The organism is Pseudomonas sp. IT-P294, from assembly GCF_949767865.1.
In the GTDB taxonomy this organism is placed as follows: Bacteria; Pseudomonadota; Gammaproteobacteria; order Pseudomonadales; family Pseudomonadaceae; genus Aquipseudomonas.
Window position 1 is genome coordinate 249,447 of record NZ_CATKQW010000058.1, and the last position, 20,404, is coordinate 269,850.

The 20,404-nt window shown below is 58.7% G+C and carries 20 protein-coding genes; 16 read left to right on the forward strand and 4 right to left on the reverse strand.

Annotated features, from left to right (window positions below; genetic code table 11):
* The first annotated feature begins 173 nt into the window (after positions 1-173).
* Positions 174-2,375, forward strand: coding sequence for a hypothetical protein (locus ACM6I0_RS30025; protein ID WP_222590063.1), 2,202 nt, complete (start codon positions 174-176; stop codon positions 2,373-2,375).
* A 206-nt stretch (positions 2,376-2,581) separates the two neighbouring features.
* Here the strand turns inward: ACM6I0_RS30025 and ACM6I0_RS30030 are convergent, their stop codons facing one another.
* On the reverse strand, positions 2,582-2,887 hold the full coding sequence (locus tag ACM6I0_RS30030) for a DUF2288 domain-containing protein (RefSeq protein ID WP_285430200.1): 306 nt from the start codon (positions 2,885-2,887) through the stop codon (positions 2,582-2,584).
* A gap of 350 nt (positions 2,888-3,237) precedes the next feature.
* Between ACM6I0_RS30030 and ACM6I0_RS30035 the strand changes: the two genes are divergently transcribed.
* From ACM6I0_RS30035 to ACM6I0_RS30075, 9 genes are all read left to right on the forward strand, one after another.
* Positions 3,238-4,365 carry a branched-chain amino acid ABC transporter substrate-binding protein gene (locus tag ACM6I0_RS30035; protein WP_090180945.1) on the forward strand — a complete coding sequence of 376 codons (1,128 nt, stop codon included), beginning with the start codon at positions 3,238-3,240 and terminating at the stop codon, positions 4,363-4,365.
* Between the two features lie 232 nt (positions 4,366-4,597).
* The gene (livH, locus tag ACM6I0_RS30040; RefSeq protein WP_090180942.1) at positions 4,598-5,521 is read left to right on the forward strand and encodes a high-affinity branched-chain amino acid ABC transporter permease LivH; all 924 of its coding nucleotides are present in this window, start codon (positions 4,598-4,600) and stop codon (positions 5,519-5,521) included.
* The gene (locus tag ACM6I0_RS30045) at positions 5,518-6,774 is read left to right on the forward strand and encodes a high-affinity branched-chain amino acid ABC transporter permease LivM (protein ID WP_285430204.1); all 1,257 of its coding nucleotides are present in this window, start codon (positions 5,518-5,520) and stop codon (positions 6,772-6,774) included. The genes livH and ACM6I0_RS30045 overlap by 4 nt, the downstream gene beginning before the upstream one ends.
* Positions 6,771-7,538 carry a high-affinity branched-chain amino acid ABC transporter ATP-binding protein LivG gene (gene livG / locus ACM6I0_RS30050; RefSeq protein WP_090180937.1) on the forward strand — a complete coding sequence of 256 codons (768 nt, stop codon included), beginning with the start codon at positions 6,771-6,773 and terminating at the stop codon, positions 7,536-7,538. Before ACM6I0_RS30045 ends, livG begins: the two co-directional genes overlap by 4 nt.
* Entirely contained in the window at positions 7,539-8,240 is a 702-nt protein-coding gene (locus ACM6I0_RS30055) for an ABC transporter ATP-binding protein (RefSeq protein ID WP_030128348.1), read from the forward strand.
* Between the two features lie 292 nt (positions 8,241-8,532).
* The gene (locus ACM6I0_RS30060) at positions 8,533-8,838 is read left to right on the forward strand and encodes a DUF2282 domain-containing protein (protein WP_285430207.1); all 306 of its coding nucleotides are present in this window, start codon (positions 8,533-8,535) and stop codon (positions 8,836-8,838) included.
* A gap of 25 nt (positions 8,839-8,863) precedes the next feature.
* Complete coding sequence (locus tag ACM6I0_RS30065) at positions 8,864-9,718, forward strand: DUF692 domain-containing protein (protein ID WP_414923965.1); 855 nt, start codon at positions 8,864-8,866, stop codon at positions 9,716-9,718.
* Entirely contained in the window at positions 9,715-10,476 is a 762-nt protein-coding gene (locus tag ACM6I0_RS30070; RefSeq protein WP_414923966.1) for a DUF2063 domain-containing protein, read from the forward strand. Before ACM6I0_RS30065 ends, ACM6I0_RS30070 begins: the two co-directional genes overlap by 4 nt.
* Entirely contained in the window at positions 10,473-10,964 is a 492-nt protein-coding gene (locus ACM6I0_RS30075; RefSeq protein ID WP_414923967.1) for a DoxX family protein, read from the forward strand. Before ACM6I0_RS30070 ends, ACM6I0_RS30075 begins: the two co-directional genes overlap by 4 nt.
* Here the strand turns inward: ACM6I0_RS30075 and ACM6I0_RS30080 are convergent.
* The gene (locus tag ACM6I0_RS30080) at positions 10,955-11,869 is read right to left on the reverse strand and encodes a LysR family transcriptional regulator (protein WP_285430214.1); all 915 of its coding nucleotides are present in this window, start codon (positions 11,867-11,869) and stop codon (positions 10,955-10,957) included. The genes ACM6I0_RS30075 and ACM6I0_RS30080 overlap by 10 nt on opposite strands.
* Before the next feature lie 105 nt (positions 11,870-11,974).
* On the opposite strand from ACM6I0_RS30080, the gene ACM6I0_RS30085 reads away from it, so the two are divergent.
* A complete protein-coding gene (locus tag ACM6I0_RS30085) occupies positions 11,975-12,574 on the forward strand; it encodes a short chain dehydrogenase (protein ID WP_414923968.1) in 600 nt (199 codons plus the stop codon).
* 19 nt (positions 12,575-12,593) lie between these two features.
* Here ACM6I0_RS30085 and ACM6I0_RS30090 read toward each other — a convergent pair whose 3' ends face one another.
* Positions 12,594-13,694 carry an acyltransferase family protein gene (locus ACM6I0_RS30090; protein WP_414923969.1) on the reverse strand — a complete coding sequence of 367 codons (1,101 nt, stop codon included), beginning with the start codon at positions 13,692-13,694 and terminating at the stop codon, positions 12,594-12,596.
* Between the two features lie 134 nt (positions 13,695-13,828).
* Between ACM6I0_RS30090 and ACM6I0_RS30095 the strand changes: the two genes are divergently transcribed.
* Both ACM6I0_RS30095 and ACM6I0_RS30100 read left to right on the forward strand, forming a co-directional pair.
* Positions 13,829-14,482, forward strand: a complete 654-nt coding sequence (locus tag ACM6I0_RS30095) for a COG3650 family protein (protein WP_414923970.1) — start codon at positions 13,829-13,831, stop codon at positions 14,480-14,482.
* Between the two features lie 95 nt (positions 14,483-14,577).
* Positions 14,578-16,191 carry an NAD(P)/FAD-dependent oxidoreductase gene (locus ACM6I0_RS30100; RefSeq protein ID WP_285430220.1) on the forward strand — a complete coding sequence of 538 codons (1,614 nt, stop codon included), beginning with the start codon at positions 14,578-14,580 and terminating at the stop codon, positions 16,189-16,191.
* 122 nt (positions 16,192-16,313) lie between these two features.
* On the opposite strand, the gene ACM6I0_RS30105 is transcribed toward ACM6I0_RS30100, so the two are convergent.
* A complete protein-coding gene (locus tag ACM6I0_RS30105; RefSeq protein ID WP_285430389.1) occupies positions 16,314-17,411 on the reverse strand; it encodes a PLP-dependent cysteine synthase family protein in 1,098 nt (365 codons plus the stop codon).
* A gap of 236 nt (positions 17,412-17,647) precedes the next feature.
* Here ACM6I0_RS30105 and nhaA point away from each other — a divergent pair, with 236 nt between their 5' ends.
* The 3 genes from nhaA to ACM6I0_RS30120 all read left to right on the forward strand — a co-directional run bounded on the left by nhaA (position 17,648) and on the right by ACM6I0_RS30120 (position 20,368).
* Complete coding sequence (gene nhaA / locus ACM6I0_RS30110; protein ID WP_285430221.1) at positions 17,648-18,835, forward strand: Na+/H+ antiporter NhaA; 1,188 nt, start codon at positions 17,648-17,650, stop codon at positions 18,833-18,835.
* Positions 18,836-18,956: 121 nt separating this feature from the next.
* The gene (locus ACM6I0_RS30115) at positions 18,957-20,141 is read left to right on the forward strand and encodes a colicin E3/pyocin S6 family cytotoxin (RefSeq protein ID WP_414923971.1); all 1,185 of its coding nucleotides are present in this window, start codon (positions 18,957-18,959) and stop codon (positions 20,139-20,141) included.
* Positions 20,138-20,368, forward strand: a complete 231-nt coding sequence (locus tag ACM6I0_RS30120; RefSeq protein ID WP_285430223.1) for a hypothetical protein — start codon at positions 20,138-20,140, stop codon at positions 20,366-20,368. The genes ACM6I0_RS30115 and ACM6I0_RS30120 overlap by 4 nt, the downstream gene beginning before the upstream one ends.
* Positions 20,369-20,404: the final 36 nt, after the last annotated feature.

A 20,404-nucleotide genomic window follows, 5' to 3' on the forward strand; every position in this document is an offset into this window, starting at 1 on the left:
TTGAATACTGGCCGATTCATCATGACTAAGGAAAGGATTCCCCCCGAGCGATGCTCAGGCTTCGGCCATGACGCTTGGGCGAAATACGCGCTGAAAAAGTCGCGAGTAACTATTCCGTGAAGGTTCGGCGACAGCGTGTTGCCGGGCCCATCAGCCCAGGTACATGGCGCCCAATGACTTCTAAAAATAATCCGGCCACTGCGGTTTCCGATCTGACACTGAGTCCCGCGGCAAACAGCCCCTCATCGTCGAAGCCATTGGTTGCATCACGCCCGCTGGCCAGTCAGCAATACCTGTATTTCACCGAAACCAACACTGACCGCATCCTCGACAACCTCGACGGGCTGCGCGACATGGTGTTCCCGCGCCCTCCACATCTGGATGGCGACAGCGAACAGCATAGCGATCAGGAATTCCCTTCGGTGTGCCTGATCGGCCTGGGCCGTTGCGGCTCCAACATTGCGCTGGATGTCGCGGAGCTGGTGTACAACGCCCGCAAGTTCTACCTCAACGAATTCAACAACGAAGACCGTCCTTCGGCGGACAAACGCTACGCGGAAAAGGGTTACAGCCCGGCGCAGTGGATCCGCAACAACTTGCGCCTGGGGCCGAACAAGGCCACCAAGCCGGTGTTCCTGGTCGAGCCTCTGGTAATGCTCGGCGACCTGGACAAAGACATCGCTGGTCGCATCCGTTTCTCGCGCAAGGGCGAAAAAAGCGGCTTCCTGCGCGACTACAGCAAAATGAAAATCATGGACTTGTCGGAAGTCCACGCCGGCGGCGCCGGTAACGCGCCGATCCTCGGTCAGTACCTGGCCAAGATTATCCTGAACAAGGACACCCAGCGTTTCTCCAGCCCCGACTGGAAAATGATTCACTCGTACCTGATCGACAGCTGCGGCATCAAGGCCAACCAGTCGCGCCTGTATTTCTCGATCTTCAGTGCCGGCGGCGGTACCGGTTCGGGCATGGCCTCGGAGTTCGGCCTGGCCCAGCAGCACTCGTACATGAACAAGACGTTCGACACCAAGCCGATGGACGAGCACGACGGCAAGAGCGGTCATTCGTTCGTCTTCGAGCCGATCTTCACCAGCGGCATCTGCGTGCTGCCGAACATTTCCGATCACCGCAGCGAAATGTCCGAGGCGCTGCACATCAACGCCGGTCGCCTGCTGTGTAAATACCTGTCGGAAGAGTGGGACTTCTCCTACAACTTCGCCAATGAAGACAGCAGCGAAGCCAGCGTCATGGGCCGTATCCGCCCATGGAACGCGATGATGCTGATCTCCAACGACATCATGCGCTACGCCGAAGAAAGCGATGACGGCAACATTCAGAACATCGACGTCAACGCGATGGAAAAGCACGCCAACCAATACATCTCGCAGCAGATCTTCAACATTCTGACGGCGCAGGCGGTCACGACTGACTACGACCAGAACTATTTCCGTCGTGCCGGCATCGACATCGGCGAAACCATTCGCCTCGACGCCAACGATCTGTTCATGAGTCTGGCCGGCCCGGTGGCGATTGCCTATGCCGAATCGGTGGTACCGGAAAGCCCGCCGCCGAGCAGCGACAAATTCAAGGTATTCGAGAAAGAGCCACAGCGCCTGAACATCGATGATCTGTTCTTCCGCTCCATCGACTTGCCGCACTTCAACAAAGTGACGCAAGCAATCGAAGGCATCAGCCTGCTGCCGATCGAGTCCAAGCGTTATCGTGCGTCCCTGGAGCAGTACAAGAATTCCGGTTACGACGCGGCCGCGTTGCACGACCTGCACTTCTTCAAGAACTGCTCGTCGGTGGTGTCGATCGTTTCGCTACCGAAAGACTACAAGCTGTCCTACATGGACCTGAACCGGTTGAAGACCCACCTCAACAGCCTGTTCCCGAACACTACGCTCAAGCGCTACGCGCTGGTGATCGGCGCCTCGGCCAACCTGTCGCTGACCACGTTGATCGCCAAGAGCCCATGCCTGTCGGATGACTTCCTGACCCTGATCGTGGCGTTCATCAAGCGTTGCTTCGCGAAAACCCCGTACCGCTTTGATGAAACGCTGGATAACTCGATCCTGGACTTCATCATCAATGAAGAATTCGATGAGGACCGGATCGACGAGTTGCTCAATGAATTCGAAAACCCGGCGAAGATCCTCGACACCAACTGGTACGCGATCAAACCGATGTACGAGAAGAAGTACCGCGAGCTGATCAATGACAAGGACAAGTTTGTCTCGATCAACGACATCCGCCTGTCGCGCGATTGCGTGAAGAAGGCGATCAAGTACCTGCGTGAGATCTACCGTCACCGGATTGGCAAGACCAAGGTTATTTCTCTGAATAACCATACTGGCAAGACGTTTTCGGTCTGATTCGATCGTTCCCACGCTCTGCGTGGGAACGATCACATCCAGAAACAATTAAGCAGCCCAACGGCTGCTCAATAAACTGTTCCCGTTACGTTTACGTCACCCTCGCCAAGACCCTTCTGTGGCCTTTCTCTACGGCAACATGCCATCACGCTACTCGCCTACACACTTTTGCGCGATCAAGCATCGCACCAATAAAGTGCACGCCTTCAGTTCGTCGCCCTTTCCTGGATCAAAATCCACGGCGAGACGACCACGGCCCACAGCTCGGGGTCACGCTCAAAAAGATCCAGCGCCCGCGTTTCAGACAGCTTGGCGACTTTGTCGGCGGCCAGCCAGGCAGCCACTTTCTCGCCTTCGTCCGTCGCCACCGCCTCAGCTGCGGCGATCAAATCCAGACCTGGGTCGACCCACAATAGGGCACCCTTGGCAAAGAACGGCTCCAACTCTTTCCAGGTAATAGATGCGGTTTCACCAAGCAGCTTGGCATAGAGGGTGCTAGGTTCTTGAGTCATGGGTCCTGTCCGGAAAAGAAATCGACGCGAATGATAACGTCGGTGGTCCGCCAGAAAAACCCGGATGCAATTGAGTCACCGATTGAAAAGACCAGGAGTGCCAGGGAATGCCGCTGAATCAAGCAATTAGCCAGCTAACATCCCGCCGCAATTCTGTCTTTTTCTTTCAATAAAGCGACACCCTCAGGTTTTGCCCCCTGGCGCCAGCTTCCCAGGCTAACAATTGGCGCTCTACACTGTACCGGTACAGTTGCCGGGGGCATTTTCCGGAGGATATCGAAGATATCTGACCCGGTTCTGCTGCTACGGCGCCAGGACTATAAAAACTACAACAGTAAGAGTGGAGCACTATGACTAAGGCTACTAAGCAGATTTCCAAACTGTTTGCCGCTATGGTTCTGGCCGGGGTTGCCAGCCATTCGTTCGCAGCTGACACCATCAAGATCGGCATCGCCGGCCCTAAAACCGGTCCTGTAGCCCAATACGGCGACATGCAGTTCAGTGGCGCCAAAATGGCCATCGAACAGATCAACGCCAAAGGCGGCGTAGACGGCAAGAAACTCGAAGCCGTTGAATACGATGACGCCTGTGATCCGAAACAAGCGGTAGCGGTCGCGAACAAAGTCGTCAACGACGGCGTCAAGTTCGTGGTCGGTCACCTGTGCTCCAGCTCCACCCAACCGGCTTCTGACATCTACGAAGACGAAGGCGTGATCATGATCACTCCGGCTGCCACCAGCCCGGACATCACCAACCGTGGTTACAAAATGGTGTTCCGCACCATCGGTCTGGACAGCGCCCAAGGCCCTGCCGCCGGTAACTACATTGCCGATCACGTAAAACCGAAAATCGTTGCTGTACTGCACGACAAACAGCAATACGGTGAAGGCATCGCCACCGCCGTGAAGAAGACCCTGGAAGGCAAAGGCGTCAAGGTTGCCGTGTTCGAAGGCATCAACGCCGGCGACAAAGACTTCTCCTCGATGATCTCCAAGCTCAAGCAAGCCAACGTTGACTTCGTCTACTACGGCGGCTACCACCCAGAGCTGGGTCTGATCCTGCGTCAAGCACAGGAAAAAGGCCTGAAAGCCAAGTTCATGGGTCCGGAAGGCGTGGGTAACGACTCCATTTCGCAGATCGCCAAAGACGCTTCCGAAGGCCTGCTGGTAACCCTGCCGAAATCTTTCGACCAGGATCCGGCCAACGTTGCACTGGCTGACGCGTTCAAAGCGAAGAAAGAAGACCCAAGCGGTCCGTTCGTGTTCCCGGCCTACTCGGCTGTTGAAGTCATCGCCGGTGGTATCACTGCCGCCAAGAGCGAAGACCCTGCGAAAGTGGCTGCTGCCATCCACGCAGGCACCTTCAAGACCCCGACTGGCGACCTGAGCTTCGACGCCAAGGGCGACCTGAAAGACTTCAAATTTGTGGTTTACGAGTGGCACTTCGGCAAACCAAAAACTGAAGCTTCGCCTCAGTAAGGCCTTGCCTAACTGACTGCCAACAAAGCCCACGGCGTGCCGTGGGCTTTGTTTTACGAACGTATTGGGCCGCGCTGGCGTGATCCGCCAGTCTCCCCACCTGAAAATCTCAAAACCGTCATCAGCGGTTCGCTGGCAAACCTCGCGTTCGAAGTGGATGCAGATCCACGGGGCTCGAGCGGGAAAATGACTCCACCAGTGAAATGCGTATCAGGTTTTTAGGAGCGCTGTAATGCCTGACATCTATCACTTCTTCCAACAGCTGGTTAATGGCCTGACCATTGGCAGCACGTATGCCCTGATCGCCATCGGCTATACGATGGTTTACGGCATCATTGGAATGATCAACTTCGCCCACGGCGAGGTGTACATGATCGGTTCCTACGTGGCGTTCATCGCCATCGCGGGCCTGTCCATGATGGGACTCGACAGTGTTCCGCTGTTGATGACCGCCGCTTTCCTCGCGACTATCGTCGTGACCAGTGCCTACGGCTACAGCATCGAGCGAATTGCCTACCGCCCTCTGCGCGGCAGCAACCGTCTGATCCCGCTGATTTCCGCCATCGGTATGTCGATCTTCCTGCAGAACACGGTTCTGCTGGCGCAAGACTCCAAGGACAAATCCATCCCCAACCTGATCCCCGGCAACTTCGCCATCGGGCCAGGTGGCGCACATGAAGTGCTGATTTCCTACATGCAAATCGTGGTGTTCGTGGTGACCCTGGTCGCCATGCTCGGCCTCACGCTGTTCATCTCCCGCTCTCGCCTGGGTCGCGCCTGCCGTGCCTGCGCCGAAGACATCAAGATGGCCAACCTGCTGGGTATCAACACCAACAACATCATCGCCCTGACCTTCGTCATTGGTGCCGCCCTGGCGGCCATCGCGGCCGTGCTGCTGAGCATGCAATACGGCGTGATCAACCCGAACGCCGGTTTCCTCGTCGGCCTCAAGGCCTTCACCGCCGCGGTATTGGGCGGCATCGGCAGCATTCCCGGCGCCATGCTCGGCGGGATCGTGCTCGGGGTGGCGGAAGCCTTTGGTGCCGATATCTTCGGCGACCAATACAAGGACGTCGTGGCGTTCGGCCTATTGGTTCTGGTGTTGTTGTTCCGGCCAACCGGCCTGCTGGGCCGTCCGGAGGTTGAGAAAGTATGACTAGGAATCTTAAACAGGCGTTGTTCAGCGCCTTGCTGGTGTGGGCCGTGGCCTACCCGGTACTCGGTCTGAAACTGACCATTGTCGGTATCAACCTCGAAGTCCATGGCACCAGTACAGGTACGTTGATCACCATCGCCGTGTGCTCGGTGCTGATGTTCCTGCGGGTGCTGTTCGACCAGCAGATCAGCTCGGCCTGGAAGTCCTCGCCCAACATGCCGGTGATGCCGGCCAAGGCCAGTAACTTCCTGACCCTGCCGACCACCCAACGCTGGATCATCATTGCGTTGATCATCGGTGCTTTGGTCTGGCCGTTCTTCGGCTCGCGCGGCGCGGTGGACATCGCAACGCTGGTGCTGATCTACGTGATGCTCGGCCTGGGCCTGAACATCGTGGTCGGCCTGGCCGGCCTGCTCGACCTCGGTTATGTCGGCTTCTACGCCGTCGGCGCCTACAGCTACGCGCTGCTGTCGCACTACTACGGTCTGAGCTTCTGGATCTGCTTGCCGGTTGCCGGTCTGATGGCGGCCACCTTCGGCTTCCTGCTCGGTTTCCCGGTACTGCGTCTACGCGGTGACTATCTGGCGATCGTGACGTTGGGCTTCGGTGAAATCATCCGCCTGTTTCTGCGTAACCTGACCGACCTCACGGGCGGCCCGAACGGCATCAGCAACATTCCCAAGCCAACACTCTTCGGACTGACCTTCGATAAAACCGCCGCGGAAGGTATGCAGACTTTCCACGAGTACTTCGGCCTGACCTACAACCCGGTGAACAAGGTGATTTTCCTTTACCTGATCGCTGTGCTGTTGTCGCTGTTCGCCCTGTTCGTCATCAACCGCTTGCTGCGCATGCCGTTGGGCCGTGCCTGGGAAGCGCTGCGTGAAGACGAGATCGCCTGCCGTGCACTGGGTCTCAACCCAACGGTCATCAAGCTGTCGGCCTTTACCCTCGGTGCGTGCTTCGCCGGTTTCGCCGGCAGCTTCTTCGCCGCGCGTCAGGGCCTGGTGACACCGGAGTCCTTCACCTTCATCGAATCGGCGACCATCCTCGCCATCGTGGTACTCGGTGGCATGGGCTCGCAGCTGGGCGTCGTGCTCGCCGCCACGGTGATGATCCTGTTGCCGGAAATGATGCGTGAGTTCAGTGAATACCGCATGTTGATGTTCGGCGCCTTGATGGTGCTGATGATGATCTGGCGTCCTCAAGGTCTGCTGCCCATGCAACGTCCTCACATGGAGCTGCGCAAATGAGCCGCGAGATCCTGAAAGTAGAGAATCTGAGCATGCGCTTCGGCGGCTTGCTCGCGGTCAACGGCGTAGCCCTGAGCGTGAAGGAAAAACAGGTCGTGGCATTGATCGGCCCCAACGGCGCCGGCAAGACCACCGTGTTCAACTGCCTGACCGGTTTCTACAAACCGAGCGGCGGCAGCATCCTGCTGGACGGTGAGCCGATCGAAGGCCTGCCCGGCCACAAGATCGCCCTCAAAGGCGTGGTGCGCACCTTCCAGAACGTGCGGCTGTTCAAGGACATGACGGCGGTCGAGAACCTCTTGATCGCCCAGCACCGTCACCTGAACACCAACTTCCTGGCGGGCCTGTTCAAGACCCCGGGCTTTCGCAAGAGCGAACGCGAAGCCATGGAGTTCGCCGAGTACTGGCTGGAGAAGGTCAACCTCAAGGGCTTCGCCAACCGTCCGGCCGGCACCCTGGCCTACGGTCAGCAGCGCCGCCTGGAAATCGCTCGCTGCATGATGACGCGCCCGCGCATCCTCATGCTCGACGAACCGGCTGCCGGCCTGAACCCGAAGGAAACCGAAGACCTCAAGGCGCTGATCAGCGTGCTGCGTGAAGAGCACAACGTCACCGTGCTGTTGATCGAACACGACATGAAACTGGTCATGAGCATTTCCGACCACATCGTTGTGATCAACCAGGGCACGCCTCTGGCCGACGGCACGCCGGAACAGATCCGCGACAATCCTGAAGTGATCAAAGCCTACCTGGGGGAAGCGTAAATGCTGCAATTCGAAAACGTTTCCACCTTCTACGGCAAGATCCAGGCGCTGCACAGCGTCAACGTCGAAGTCCGCCAGGGCGAGATCGTGACGCTGATCGGCGCCAACGGTGCCGGCAAATCGACCCTGCTGATGACGCTCTGCGGTTCGCCGCAAGCCCACAGCGGCAGCATCCGCTACATGGGTGAGGAACTCGTTGGCCAGGACTCGTCGCAGATCATGCGTAAGAGCATCGCGGTCGTGCCGGAAGGTCGTCGGGTATTCGCCCGTCTGACCGTGGAAGAGAACCTCGCCATGGGCGGATTCTTCACCGACAAGGGCGATTATCAGGAACAGATGGACAAGGTTCTCGGACTTTTCCCACGCCTGAAAGAGCGCTTCGCCCAACGCGGCGGCACCATGTCCGGCGGCGAACAGCAAATGCTCGCCATCGGCCGTGCGCTGATGAGCAAACCCAAACTGCTGCTGCTCGACGAGCCATCGTTGGGTCTGGCACCGATCATCATCCAGCAGATCTTCGACATCATCGAACAGCTGCGCAAGGATGGCGTGACCGTGTTCCTGGTGGAGCAGAACGCCAACCAGGCACTAAAAATCGCTGACCGCGCCTACGTTCTGGAGAACGGCCGGGTAGTGATGACCGGCACCGGGGAAGCGCTGCTGACGGATCCGAAAGTGCGTGAAGCGTACTTGGGTGGTTGAGTCTTTGCGGTAAACAGAAAACGGCCTTCGGGCCGTTTTTTTGTGCCTGATACAAACCCTCTAACGATGAAGTCCTGTGGGAGCGAGCTTGCTCGCGATGCTTATCACATTCACCAGAAATGTTGGATGACCCACCGCTATCGCGAGCAAGCTCGCTCCCACAGGGACATGGGTGCTTTGAGTTTTTTTTAAAAAGTTTGCATTGGGCTGTAACGCATCGCGATGACCTTCCTCTAGTGAGACAAGCAAGCACAAACGCTTGCCAACCCAAACTCACTATCGGAGAAACATCATGACTACTACCACCCGCACCCTGTCCGCTACCGCCCTCGTTCTGGCCCTCGGTTCCGCGCTGAGCATGGCCGCCGTTTCCACCGTCCAGGCTGCCGACAGCAACATGGAAAAGTGCTTCGGCGTGGCCATGAAAGGTCATAACGATTGCGCCGCCGGTGCCGGCACCACGTGCGCCGGTACGTCGAAAACCGACTTCCAGAGCAACGCCTGGAAACTGGTCCCTAAAGGCACCTGCACCACCACCGAAAGCAAGACTTCGTCCACCGGTTTCGGTCAGATCGAAGCCTTCAAAGCCAAAGCCTGATCCGTTCCCAGCCTGAGTGTCGACCATGAACAATTCACCGTTCGGGCTCCCGCCTCGCGCCGGGCTGGGGCTCAAGACCGAGCACTTTCGTGAAGTGCTCGGCTCACAACCGGACATCGGCTTCTTCGAGGTACACGCCGAAAACTACATGGTGGCCGGCGGTCCTTTTCATCATTACCTGGGATTGATCCGCGAGCAGTATCCGCTGTCGTTGCATGGCGTTGGCTTGTCCATCGGTGCCGAAGGTCCGCTGGACACCCAGCACCTGCAACGCCTGGCCAGTCTGATCGAGCGTTATCAACCCCACGCCTTTTCCGAACACCTGGCCTGGTCCAGCCACGGTCCGGTGTTTCTCAATGACCTGTTGCCATTGGCTTATGACACGCCGACGCTGAACCGCGTCTGCGAGCACATCGATCAGGTGCAGACCACGCTCAAACGCCCGATGTTGCTGGAGAATCCTTCGACATATCTGGCGTTCGAACGCTCGACGATCGATGAAGCCGACTTCATCCGCGAAGTCATAAACCGCACGGGCTGCGGGTTGCTGCTGGACGTAAACAACGTCTACGTCTCGAGCATCAATCATCAACGCGATCCGTTGGCCTATATCGACGCCCTGCCCCTTCACGCCGTGGGCGAGCTTCATCTGGCCGGTTTTGCCGAAGACACCGACAGCCTCGGCGACCGCCTGCTGATCGATGATCACGGTGCGCCCATCGACAACGCCGTGTGGGCGTTATATCGGCAGGTACTGGAGCGAGTGGGCCCGGTGGCGACGTTGATCGAGCGTGACAATCAACTGCCCGCCTTCAACGTGCTGCACGCCGAAGCGCGTCAGGCCGACCGGCTGTTGCAATGTGCCGAGGTCCGGACATGAGCAACCAAGCCGATTTCGCCGCCGCCCTGCTCGATCCGCAACGACCCTGCCCTGATGGATTGATCAGCGCCAATGGCGCCGATCCGGCCAGCCGTTTCTCGGTGTATCGCAACAATGTGCAGAGCTCGTTGATCAACGCGCTGGCCGACAGTTACCCCGTGGTCCAGCAGTTGGTGGGCGACGAGTTCTTCAGGGCGATGGCCGGAATTCATGTGCAAAACAGCCCGCCCACGAGCCCGCTGATGAACAGCTATGGCCACGATCTGGCGACGTTCATCGAAGGCTTTGCGCCTGCCGCCAGCGTGCCGTATCTGGCCGACGTCGCCCGATTGGAGCGCCTGCGCGTCATGGCTTATCACGCCGCCGATGCGCAACCCCTGGGCCCTGAACGGATCGCCACCGCACTCGCCGACCCGCAAAGTCTGAGCGAACTCACCGTCACACTTCATCCCTCGCTGCACCTGTTGAATTCAGCCTTCGCCGTGATCGCGATCTGGGCTGCGCATCAACAGCAAGCAACGCTGGCAGGGATTGATCTGAACCTCGGACAACACGCCTTGGTGTTGCGCAACGGCCTGGATGTCGAAGTCTTCGCCATCGACCACGGTGCGAGCGTGTTCATACAGCATCTGCAAAACGGCCAGTCACTGATGCAGGCTCTGGAAGCCGCCCCGGCCTTCGACCTTGGCCAGACCCTGGCGCTGCTGATCAGCCGCAACGCCATCACCCACTTACACAAAAACAAGGTATCGCCATGAACATTCGGACTGAATCACTGAACCCCATCGACCGCGCCATCGTATGGCTGGAGAAGATCCCTCGCAGCCTGATCGCCTTTATCGCGCGTTTCTCTATCGCCGCGGTGTTCTGGAAATCCGGGCAAACCAAGGTCGAAGGCTTGGCAATCGACCTGCTCGACGGCTCCTTTCAACTGGGTGTCCCCCATCTGGCGGACTCGACCATCCCGCTATTCCAGAGCGAATACCACGTGCCGTTGCTGTCCCCGGAACTGGCGGCGCACCTGGCAGCCTTTGCCGAGCATTTCTTCCCGATCCTGATTCTGATCGGCTTCGCCACCCGGTTTTCGGCCCTGGCGTTGCTGGGCATGACCCTGACCATTCAACTGTTCGTGTACCCCGATGCTTACCCGACTCATGGCACTTGGGCAGCAGTGTTGCTGTATCTGATGGCGACCGGGCCGGGCAAACTGTCGATCGATCACCTGATCTCCAGGCGTTATCGCTGAAGCCGATCCAGTGCCTCGCCGCTGCGCTTGAACCAGACGATCAAGTAATCCGCCAACACTTGCGTACGTTTCGGCAGACCGCCCTGATAGGCGTGCACCAGGTACATCGGCATGCTTCGAGTCTGGTAATCGCGCAAGAGCCAGCGCAATCGACCGTCCGCCAGTTCCGCTTGCAACAGGTAAGACGGCAACCGTGCAATGCCGGCGCCCGCCAGCGCGGCTTTTTTCAACAGGCTGTAGTGATTGCTGGCGAACGGGCCCGAGACCCGCACTCGCATCAACTCGTGCTGCTGGTGGTACAGCCATTCTTCGCGACCGCTGTAATGGCTGTTGAGCAGGCAGCGATGATCGGCCAACGCCTGAGGCGTCAGCGGTTCGCCAAATTGTTCGAGGTAGGCCGGGCTGGCACAGGTCATCTCGTGCCAGGCCAATAACGGACGCGCCACCAGCCGGTCGTCATTGTTCGCATCGGAGCGAATCGCCAGGTCAAAACCGTCGCGGGACAAATCACGGTAGCTGTTGCTCAGATCCAGTTCGATCTGCACCTCGGGGTATTGGCTGGAAAACTCCAGCAGCAGCCCATCGAAGAAGGTTTCTCCCAGTGAAACCGGAACCGTCATGCGCACCGGCCCTGCCATGTCGTCCTTCAACCGCGCCAATGCCTGACGTGCCTTTTCGACCTGAACCACCAACGCCTGAGCCTGCGGCAACAGCGCCGCCCCCGCCGCGGTCAGGCTCAAGCGCCGCGTGGTGCGTTGCAACAAGACCACGGAAAAGCGCGTTTCCAGCAAGCTGATGCGCTTGGATAGCTGCCCTTTGCTGCAACCCAATTGTTGCGCCGCCAGGGTAAAACTCCCCGCTTCAATCAACACCGCAAACGCCGCCAGATCATCCATCTCGCTCATGGATTGTTTCCATTTGAAAACCAAAGGTTGCCTATTAGTGCGCTTATCAATGGAAAAAACCAATCTAGACTTCAACCTCGTTCAAACACTTCGAGGAACAGCACAATGAAAATTCTTTTGATAGGCGCAGGCGGCACCATCGGTTCGGCCGTCGACAAAGAGTTGTCCCAGCGTCACGAAGTCATCCGCATCGGCCGTAAAAGCGGCGACTTGCAGGTTGATATCAGCGACAGCGCATCGATCCGCAAGCTGTTCGAAAAGACCGGAAAGTTCGATGCTCTGGTCTGCGCCGCCGGCAATGTCACCTTCGCGCCACTGGATGAAATGACCGAAGAAAGCTTCGCGCTGGGCCTGAAAGACAAGCTGATGGGCCAGGTCAATTTGCTGCTGATCGGCCGCGAATTCGCCAACGACGGCGCCTCGTTCACGCTCACCACCGGCGTGCTAAGCCATGACCCGATTCGCAGCGGCGCCTCGGCCGCACTGGTCAATGGCGCGCTGGACAGCTTCGTGCGAGCAGCGGCCATTGAACTGCCTCGGGGCCTGCGGGTGAACTCGATCAGCCCGACCGTACTGGTCGAAGCGATGGGCAGTTATGCGCCGTACTTCCGGGGCTACAAGCCGGTTCCGGCGGTGGATGTGGCATTGGCCTACGCTAAAAGTGTGGAAGGCTTGCAGACAGGTCAGACTTTTCACGTCGGCTGACCGCCCCTTCTGACAGGCGTTACTGGCGAGCGCTTACACCGCTCGCCAGGCGCTCGCGCCCGAATTGCCGTAGCCACTGCTGCATTGGCCTTTCGAACCAGCGATGGCAGATCAGACTGGCACCGATCAGTACCGCAAAGAACAGCAACAACGTCCACTGTTGATAAAAGACGATTCGCCCGGGAACAAATTTGTCCGCCAGCAGTGCGGCGAAGATTTGCAGCGGGAAATGCAACAAATAGGAGGCGTAGCTGATATCGCCCAGCCACGCCATGCGCCGGGCGACTGGTTCGAGTAACTGGTGATTGGCGGCAATGGCCATGATCGTCAGCGGGAACAACAGCGCAAACTTGATCAACGGCTGATTCGCGCCAAACAACCACCACCCCCCCACACACCCGATCGTCAACCCCATTCCCACCCAGCGCGAAGGCATCCGTTGCAGCAGCCACGCCACAACCACATAGCCAATGCCACCGCAGAAAAAACTGAACACGCCCAGAGTGACTTTGTACTGCGCAGGAAAGACGTAAGCGGCCACAGCGATCATGAAAATGCTGATTGGGATTGGCAGGGGCGAATAGCGCCACAGCAGGAAAAACACCGCGTAGAGCAGCACTTCAACCGAAATTGACCAGGCCGGCGCGTTGAAAGACCAGCCTTGCTCCAATCCCCACGCGGGGGCGAGAAAAACATTCAACACGCCGTGATAGAGATCGTTGAACGGATAAACAAAAGCGTTCCCCGTATACCGTGTGTACATCGTCTGTAATAGCGCAACAGCGGCAAAGGTCGCCAGATGCAGCGGATAGATGCGGCTGAAGCGCTCGACAAAGAATTGTTTTCCGGTCAGATCCCCGCGCGCCAGGGCATGACCGAACAACCAGAAAAAGATGAATCCGGACAAGCTGAAAAACAACGCGACCGCATCGCCACCGTGTCGATAAAACAAGCCAAACACGCTGTAGAAAGGCTGCTGCTCCGTTTGCAACTGCCCCGGTAACGCCCCTTGAAAAAAGAAGTGCTGCCAATGCCAGAACACCACCGCCAACGCCGAGATACCGCGCAGTGCATCCAGTGCGTACAGCCTTTTGGGGAAAACAGACAGGTGTTCGTTCATGCCGAAATGGGGCCGTTCCTGGACAAGTGCGCCACTATGCTGGGACGCACTCGGCAACTCAATCCCTGGCACACAAGCCTTGTGGTCACCGGCGCCCCTGCGTAACGTGGCGGCACTTGCCTGGAGAACCGAAGATGCGTGTTGCCCGTTCCTTAGTCCTTGTCGCCCTGCTGCCGTTGTTTGCCGCCTGCCAATTGTTTGATGGCTCGCGTGAAAGTGCCTCCCACGTGGGCCAGACCCGCCTGCAGGGGCAGTTGACGGCGGCGGATGGCAAGCTGCTGTTCCAGCCGTGCAATGAACAACGCAGTCTGGTGGTCAACGACACTGGCGGCACCAGCATCCTGCAAGAGGCCGCAAGCCTGGCCGATGATCAGGGCAAGCTGTTTGCCGACGTGCGTGGCCGGATTGACGGCAGTCGCCTCGATCTCGAACAGCTGTACCGCGTCGAGCGCTCGGGCACCGCGTGCGACGACCCCAATTTCAAACTGCTGATCCTGCGCGCCGCCGGCCACACGCCTGAGTGGAACGTCAAGGTCAGCGGCAAGGGCATGGTCATCGACCGTGCAGGGCAACCGCCCTTGGCAGTGCCTTATGTTGAAGAACAACTGGGCGATGGCCGTTTCAACCTCAGCACCGAAGCCAATAACCAGCACATCGAACTGTGGGTCGCGCCACAACGTTGCGTCGACGGCACGACCGGCGCCGTCAACCACATGAGCGCCGAACTGCGCATCAATGGCCAGGTGCAGCGCGGCTGCGGGTATTTCGGCGGATCGCGTAACGACTGATCGTTTTAGCCTCACTGGAATCATCCTTTGAGGCTTATAATCGCGGGCTTCAAACGCCTTGGCGCAGTTGTGCGCCCCGCGAACCGGATCCTGTCATGTTACGAATCACCGAACTCAAGCTGCCAATCGACCATCCCGATGAAGACCTGCGCCCTGCCATCGTGCAGCGCCTGGGCATCGCCAATGATGACCTGCTCGATTTCACCTTGTTCAAGCGCAGCTACGATGCGCGCAAAAAATCCTCCGAACTGTGCTTCATCTACACCATCGACCTCACCGCCAAGGATGAGGCCGCGCTGCTGCACACGTTCGCCGATGACCGTAACGTCAACGTAGCGCCGGATGTCAGCTACAAAGTCGTCGGCCAGGCACCAGCCGATCTGCAACAGCGCCCGATCGTCGTCGGCTTCGGGCCCTGCGGGATTTTCGCCGGCCTGATACTGGCGCAAATGGGCTTCAAGCCGATCATCCTCGAACGCGGCACCGAAGTGCGCCAGCGCACCAAGGACACCTGGGGCCTGTGGCGCAAAAGCGTGCTCAACCCGGAATCCAACGTGCAATTTGGTGAGGGCGGCGCGGGGACGTTCTCCGACGGCAAGCTCTACAGCCAGATCAAGGACCCGAAATTCATCGGTCGCAAGGTCCTGCACGAGTTCGTCAAGGCCGGTGCGCCGGAAGAAATCCTTTACGTCAGCAAGCCGCACATCGGTACATTCCGCCTGACCGGCGTTGTGGAAAACATGCGTGAGCAGATTCGCGCCCTGGGTGGCGAAGTGCGCTTCCAGCAACGCGTCACCGACGTGTTGATCGAGGACGGCCAACTGGTCGGCGTCGAGCTGGATGGCGGCGAGCAGATTCACTCCAAGCACGTGATTCTGGCCCTCGGCCACAGCGCCCGGGACACTTTCCGCATGCTGCATGGCCGTGGCGTGTACATGGAAGCCAAGCCGTTCTCGGTGGGTTTCCGCATCGAACACCCGCAGTCGCTGATCGACCGCGCGCGTCTGGGCAAGTACGCCGGTCACCCGAAACTCGGCGCCGCCGACTACAAACTGGTGCACCACGCCAAAAATGGTCGTTCGGTCTACAGCTTCTGCATGTGCCCGGGCGGCACCGTGGTCGCGGCGACCTCGGAGCCGGGCCGCGTGGTCACCAACGGCATGAGCCAGTACTCGCGCAACGAGCGCAACGCCAACTCCGGGATCGTCGTCGGGATCACCCCGGAAGTCGATTACCCGGGCGGCCCATTGGCCGGTATCGAGTTGCAGGAACGCCTGGAATCCCACGCCTATGTGCTGGGCGGCAGCAATTACCAAGCACCGGCGCAACTTGTCGGCGACTTTATTGCGGGCAAGCCTTCCACCGAGTTGGGCAGTGTCGAACCTTCCTACAAACCCGGCGTTGCCCTGGGTGATCTGGCGCTGGCCTTGCCGGCGTTCGCCATCGAAGCCATTCGAGAAGCGTTGCCGGCCTTCGAAAAGCAGATTCGCGGTTATTCGCTGCATGACGCAGTGTTGACCGGGATCGAGACGCGTACCTCATCTCCGCTGCGCATCACTCGCAATGAGTCGATGCAGAGCCTGAACGTGAAGGGCTTGTTCCCGGCGGGTGAAGGTGCGGGTTATGCAGGCGGGATTCTGTCGGCGGGTGTCGACGGGATTCGGATTGCTGAAGCGGTTGCCCGGGACATTCTCGGCCTGGAAGCCTGATCCCGAGATGATCGTTCCCACGCTCCGCGTGGGAATGCAGCCAGGGACGCTCCGCGTCCCAAAAGAGGACGCAGAGCGTCCGGTGAGGCATTCCCACGCAGAGCGTGGGAACGATCATCGTGTCAGATATTGGCGCGCAGTACGGTGTCTGGCAGCGGCTCGCCGCGCTCGACCGTTGCTGCCACCGCAGCCATCAACCCACTCAACTCATACCCCTGAGCCTTGAGCCAGTCCTGGTCGTAATAACTGGTCTCATAACGCTCGCCGCCGTCACACAGAATCGCCACGATCGAGCCCGACTCCCCCGCCGCCACCATCTGCTGCGCCGCCATCAAGGCGCCGATCAGGTTGGTGCCGCTCGACCCGCCGACCCGACGACCCAAGCGCTGCGCCAGGTAATGCATGGCCGCCAGTGACAACGCGTCCGGCACCTTGACCATCGCATCGATCACTTTGGGCAGGAACGACGCTTCGACCCGGGGCCGGCCAATGCCTTCGATCCGCGAACCGTGATCCAGCCGCAGCGTGGCATCGCCGCTCTGGTAGTAATCGAAGAACACCGAACGCTCGGCATCGGCGCACAACACGCGGGTGCAATGCTGGCGATAACGCACGTAGCGCCCCAGCGTGGCGGTGGTACCGCCAGTGCCGGGGCTGGAAATCAACCAGCTCGGCTCGGGGTGCTGCTCGAAGCGCATTTGCTGGAAGATCGACTCGGCGATGTTGTTGTTCGCGCGCCAGTCTGTGGCGCGTTCGGCGTAGGTGAACTGATCGACGAAATGCCCGTCATGCTCACGCGCCAGGCGCTCGGACTCGGCGTAGATCTGCGTCGGATCGTCAACCAGGTGACTCTTGCCGCCATAGAAAGCGATCTGCGCGATTTTCTCCCTGGAGGTAGTCGCCGGCATCACGGCAATGAACGGCAACCCCAGCAACCGGGCGAAGTACGCCTCGGAAATCGCCGTCGAACCACTGGACGCTTCGATCACCGGGGCACCAGGTTTTAGCCAGCCGTTACACAACGCATAAAGAAACAGCGAGCGGGCCAGGCGGTGTTTGAGGCTGCCGGTGGGATGGCTCGACTCATCCTTGAAATACAACTCGATGCCCGGCAAACCCGGCAGCGGCAGAGGGATCAGGTGCGTGTCGGCGCTGCGCTGGAAATCGGCTTCAATGATCCGGATGGCTTCGCGGGCCCACTGGCGGTTGTCGTTCATGATGGTTTTTCTCGTCAGGTCGGCCTTGTTGCAAGGCTCAGCTCACAAGCTTAGGAAAAATCCCACAGCACGCACAGATACAGCTGAGACCCAATACGTCTGACAACTGCTAGGCTCTGGTCCGTGCCACCTTTCGCGTTGTAACGACATATAACAAAAAAGAATATAACTTTTGTTTTAACAACTAACGGTACGGGTTAGGGTGTGCCACCTTTTGAATTCATCGATGGAGAGCGACCTTGCCTCTGCGTAGCACTTTCACGCGTTTCTTTCAGTTGGAAGCTGCCAGCGGTCTGTTACTGATCGCCGCCGCAGCTCTGGCTTTGATCATCAACAATTCCCCGCTGTCGTGGCTTTACAGCAGTTTTCTGGACACGCCGGTCGTGGCTCAGATCGGCGCGCTGCAAATCGCCAAACCGGCGCTGCTGTGGATCAACGACGGCCTGATGGCCTTGTTCTTCCTGCTGATCGGCCTCGAAGTGAAGCGCGAAGTTCTCGACGGTCAGCTGTCGAAACCTTCGCAAATCGTCCTGCCCGGCGCGGCAGCGATTGGTGGCATGGTGGTGCCGGCGTTGCTCTATTGGTTTCTGAACCGTGACAACCCTGCCGCCCTGAGCGGCTGGGCCATTCCGATGGCCACCGACATCGCCTTCGCCCTCGGCGTCCTTGCCCTGTTGGGCAAGCGCGTGCCGGTATCGCTGAAACTGTTCCTGATGACTCTGGCGATCATCGACGACCTGGGCGCGATCATTGTCATTGCGATCTTCTATTCCGGCGCGCTTTCAACCCTTTCACTGACATTGGCCGCCGCGTGCATCGTGGCGTTGATCGCGATGAACCGACTTGGCGTGGTGAAGCTCGGGCCGTACATGATCATCGGTTTGATCCTCTGGGTTTGCGTACTCAAGAGCGGTGTCCACGCGACGCTGGCCGGCGTGACCCTGGCGTTCTGCATTCCATTGCGCACGAAAAACGCCGAGCCGTCGCCGCTGCTGACCCTCGAGCACGCCCTGCATCCGTGGGTGGCCTACGGCATCCTGCCGCTGTTCGCCTTCGCCAACGCCGGGCTGTCCCTGAGCGGCGTGACCGCAGAGAGCTTCACCCACCATGTGCCGATGGGCATCGCGGTTGGCCTGCTATTGGGCAAGACGCTGGGTGTGTTCGGCCTGACCTGGCTGGCGGTGAAAATCGGCATCGCCGCCCTGCCCCAAGGCGCCAATTGGGGCCAAGTGCTGGGTGTGGCGATCCTTTGCGGGATCGGTTTCACCATGAGCCTGTTTGTCGGCTCCCTGGCGTTTGAGCCGGGCGTCAGCGAGTACGCCGGGATGGACCGGATGGGGATTTTGACCGGTTCGATTCTGGCCGCCTTGATCGGTTATGCGGTAACGGCGGCGGCGAGCCGCAAACGCACTGCGCTGCAATCCTGAGCGTTAGAGAACACTCTTAACGACATTCAGGATTCGTCCTACAGCCACGATTAGCCTCGTTCGTTAACGTCGCACAGCCCATTTTCAAAGGGCTGTCGACGTACGAACGCAAGGAAGATCAGTGGCTGGCAACAAGGAAGTCCCCAGGGTTCAGAACCCACCGTCCGGCGACGGACATCACATCAGTCACCGCTTCATGACGGCCACTGAGCTGGCCGAGCGGGAGACCCGACAGAACGCTTACGAGGCCATGCTCGCCAGGCAAGACGCCTTCGAGCGCAGTCGTGAAATCGTCGCAAAAACACACGAACCCGTTCGCGCGGGCTGTGTCTTCGCCAAGTCCTGCAATCTGCCGGACGCCATCATCGACTACTCGAATCCTTCAGGCGTGGTGCCCACCGACAGCCTCAAGGATTACGGCGAAGTCGCCTGGCTCGGCGCCCGCGAAGCAGACGATGCCGGGCTGCTGAACCTCGAAACCATCAGCGGCAGCACCCTCTCGCTTGGCATTGGCAGACTTGCACTGAACGCCCCCGCGCTCTCTGCTCCAGTCGCCGCAATCGGCGCTGCTGGAACCGCCGCATTGGCGACAGTGGTCGCGCTGTTCTGGACACCCAGCCTGGGCGACAGCGCGCTCTACACCGAAGACCAACTGCGCGCCCTGAAACAGGCCAGAACCCGCGTTCGTCTACAGGTCGAGCAACAGGCTGACGGCAGTCTCAAGGGTTACGGCTTCTATACCGGCAAGAACCGCGATTGGGAAATGGTTGATGTTGTGCAGTTCACATTGCGCGGCAGTCAGCAGGTGGCGGATCTGGGGGATGGGGTTGAGCTGATCTGGACACCGGCTGTGGATGCTTCGGACATGCTCGGGATTCCAGCATTGGAGGCGGCACCGCAAGCGCCGCATGTTTGGGTTTATCCGCCAACGGAAGCGGCTGACGGGATAATTGTGAATCCGGTTTATCCGCCTGAGTACAAGGATTTCATTCTTGTGTTTCCGGTGGGTTCGGGGATTTTGCCGGTTTATATTGTGGTCAGTGCTCCTAACCACAAATATTATCCGGCGCCAAAGGGACTGACCGCTTTTCCCGATGCTACGAAAGCAACTCGTAAGAACCCAATTAAAGGGGGCGGCGGCCTTAGAAAACGCTGGAAAACTCCAAATGGGAAAATTTTTGAATGGGACTCACAGCATGGGACTGTCGAGATGTACGACAAACGTGGCCGTCATCTCGGTGAATATGATCCGACTACTGGCGAGCAGACCAAACCAGCGGATAACACCAGGAAAGTAGAACCATGATTTACGTTATAGAGGCATTTGATAAAAAAACCGAACTCCTCGCATTCGAAGAAGAGTTACCGAACGGCTACGAAAAAGAATTAAAAGCAATTATGGGATGGACAGCGGATCAACAAGGCTGGGAGGGATACAACCTCACGACCGAGCAACTTAATTCCCTGGAAGAAATACTCGGAAAGAAAATTTATAACCCATCATTTCTATTTCAACTCACCTGCAACGTCTAAAAATAGCGCGGTTTGATTCTCACTTCAAAAAACAAA

Coding starts and splice junctions, on each gene's coding strand:
- ACM6I0_RS30025 (WP_222590063.1), top strand. CDS start 174: ATGACTTCTAAAAATAATCCGGCCACTGCGGTTTCCGATCTGACACTG.
- ACM6I0_RS30030 (WP_285430200.1), bottom strand. CDS start 2,887: ATGACTCAAGAACCTAGCACCCTCTATGCCAAGCTGCTTGGTGAAACC.
- ACM6I0_RS30035 (WP_090180945.1), top strand. CDS start 3,238: ATGACTAAGGCTACTAAGCAGATTTCCAAACTGTTTGCCGCTATGGTT.
- livH (WP_090180942.1), top strand. CDS start 4,598: ATGCCTGACATCTATCACTTCTTCCAACAGCTGGTTAATGGCCTGACC.
- ACM6I0_RS30045 (WP_285430204.1), top strand. CDS start 5,518: ATGACTAGGAATCTTAAACAGGCGTTGTTCAGCGCCTTGCTGGTGTGG.
- livG (WP_090180937.1), top strand. CDS start 6,771: ATGAGCCGCGAGATCCTGAAAGTAGAGAATCTGAGCATGCGCTTCGGC.
- ACM6I0_RS30055 (WP_030128348.1), top strand. CDS start 7,539: ATGCTGCAATTCGAAAACGTTTCCACCTTCTACGGCAAGATCCAGGCG.
- ACM6I0_RS30060 (WP_285430207.1), top strand. CDS start 8,533: ATGACTACTACCACCCGCACCCTGTCCGCTACCGCCCTCGTTCTGGCC.
- ACM6I0_RS30065 (WP_414923965.1), top strand. CDS start 8,864: ATGAACAATTCACCGTTCGGGCTCCCGCCTCGCGCCGGGCTGGGGCTC.
- ACM6I0_RS30070 (WP_414923966.1), top strand. CDS start 9,715: ATGAGCAACCAAGCCGATTTCGCCGCCGCCCTGCTCGATCCGCAACGA.
- ACM6I0_RS30075 (WP_414923967.1), top strand. CDS start 10,473: ATGAACATTCGGACTGAATCACTGAACCCCATCGACCGCGCCATCGTA.
- ACM6I0_RS30080 (WP_285430214.1), bottom strand. CDS start 11,869: ATGAGCGAGATGGATGATCTGGCGGCGTTTGCGGTGTTGATTGAAGCG.
- ACM6I0_RS30085 (WP_414923968.1), top strand. CDS start 11,975: ATGAAAATTCTTTTGATAGGCGCAGGCGGCACCATCGGTTCGGCCGTC.
- ACM6I0_RS30090 (WP_414923969.1), bottom strand. CDS start 13,694: ATGAACGAACACCTGTCTGTTTTCCCCAAAAGGCTGTACGCACTGGAT.
- ACM6I0_RS30095 (WP_414923970.1), top strand. CDS start 13,829: ATGCGTGTTGCCCGTTCCTTAGTCCTTGTCGCCCTGCTGCCGTTGTTT.
- ACM6I0_RS30100 (WP_285430220.1), top strand. CDS start 14,578: ATGTTACGAATCACCGAACTCAAGCTGCCAATCGACCATCCCGATGAA.
- ACM6I0_RS30120 (WP_285430223.1), top strand. CDS start 20,138: ATGATTTACGTTATAGAGGCATTTGATAAAAAAACCGAACTCCTCGCA.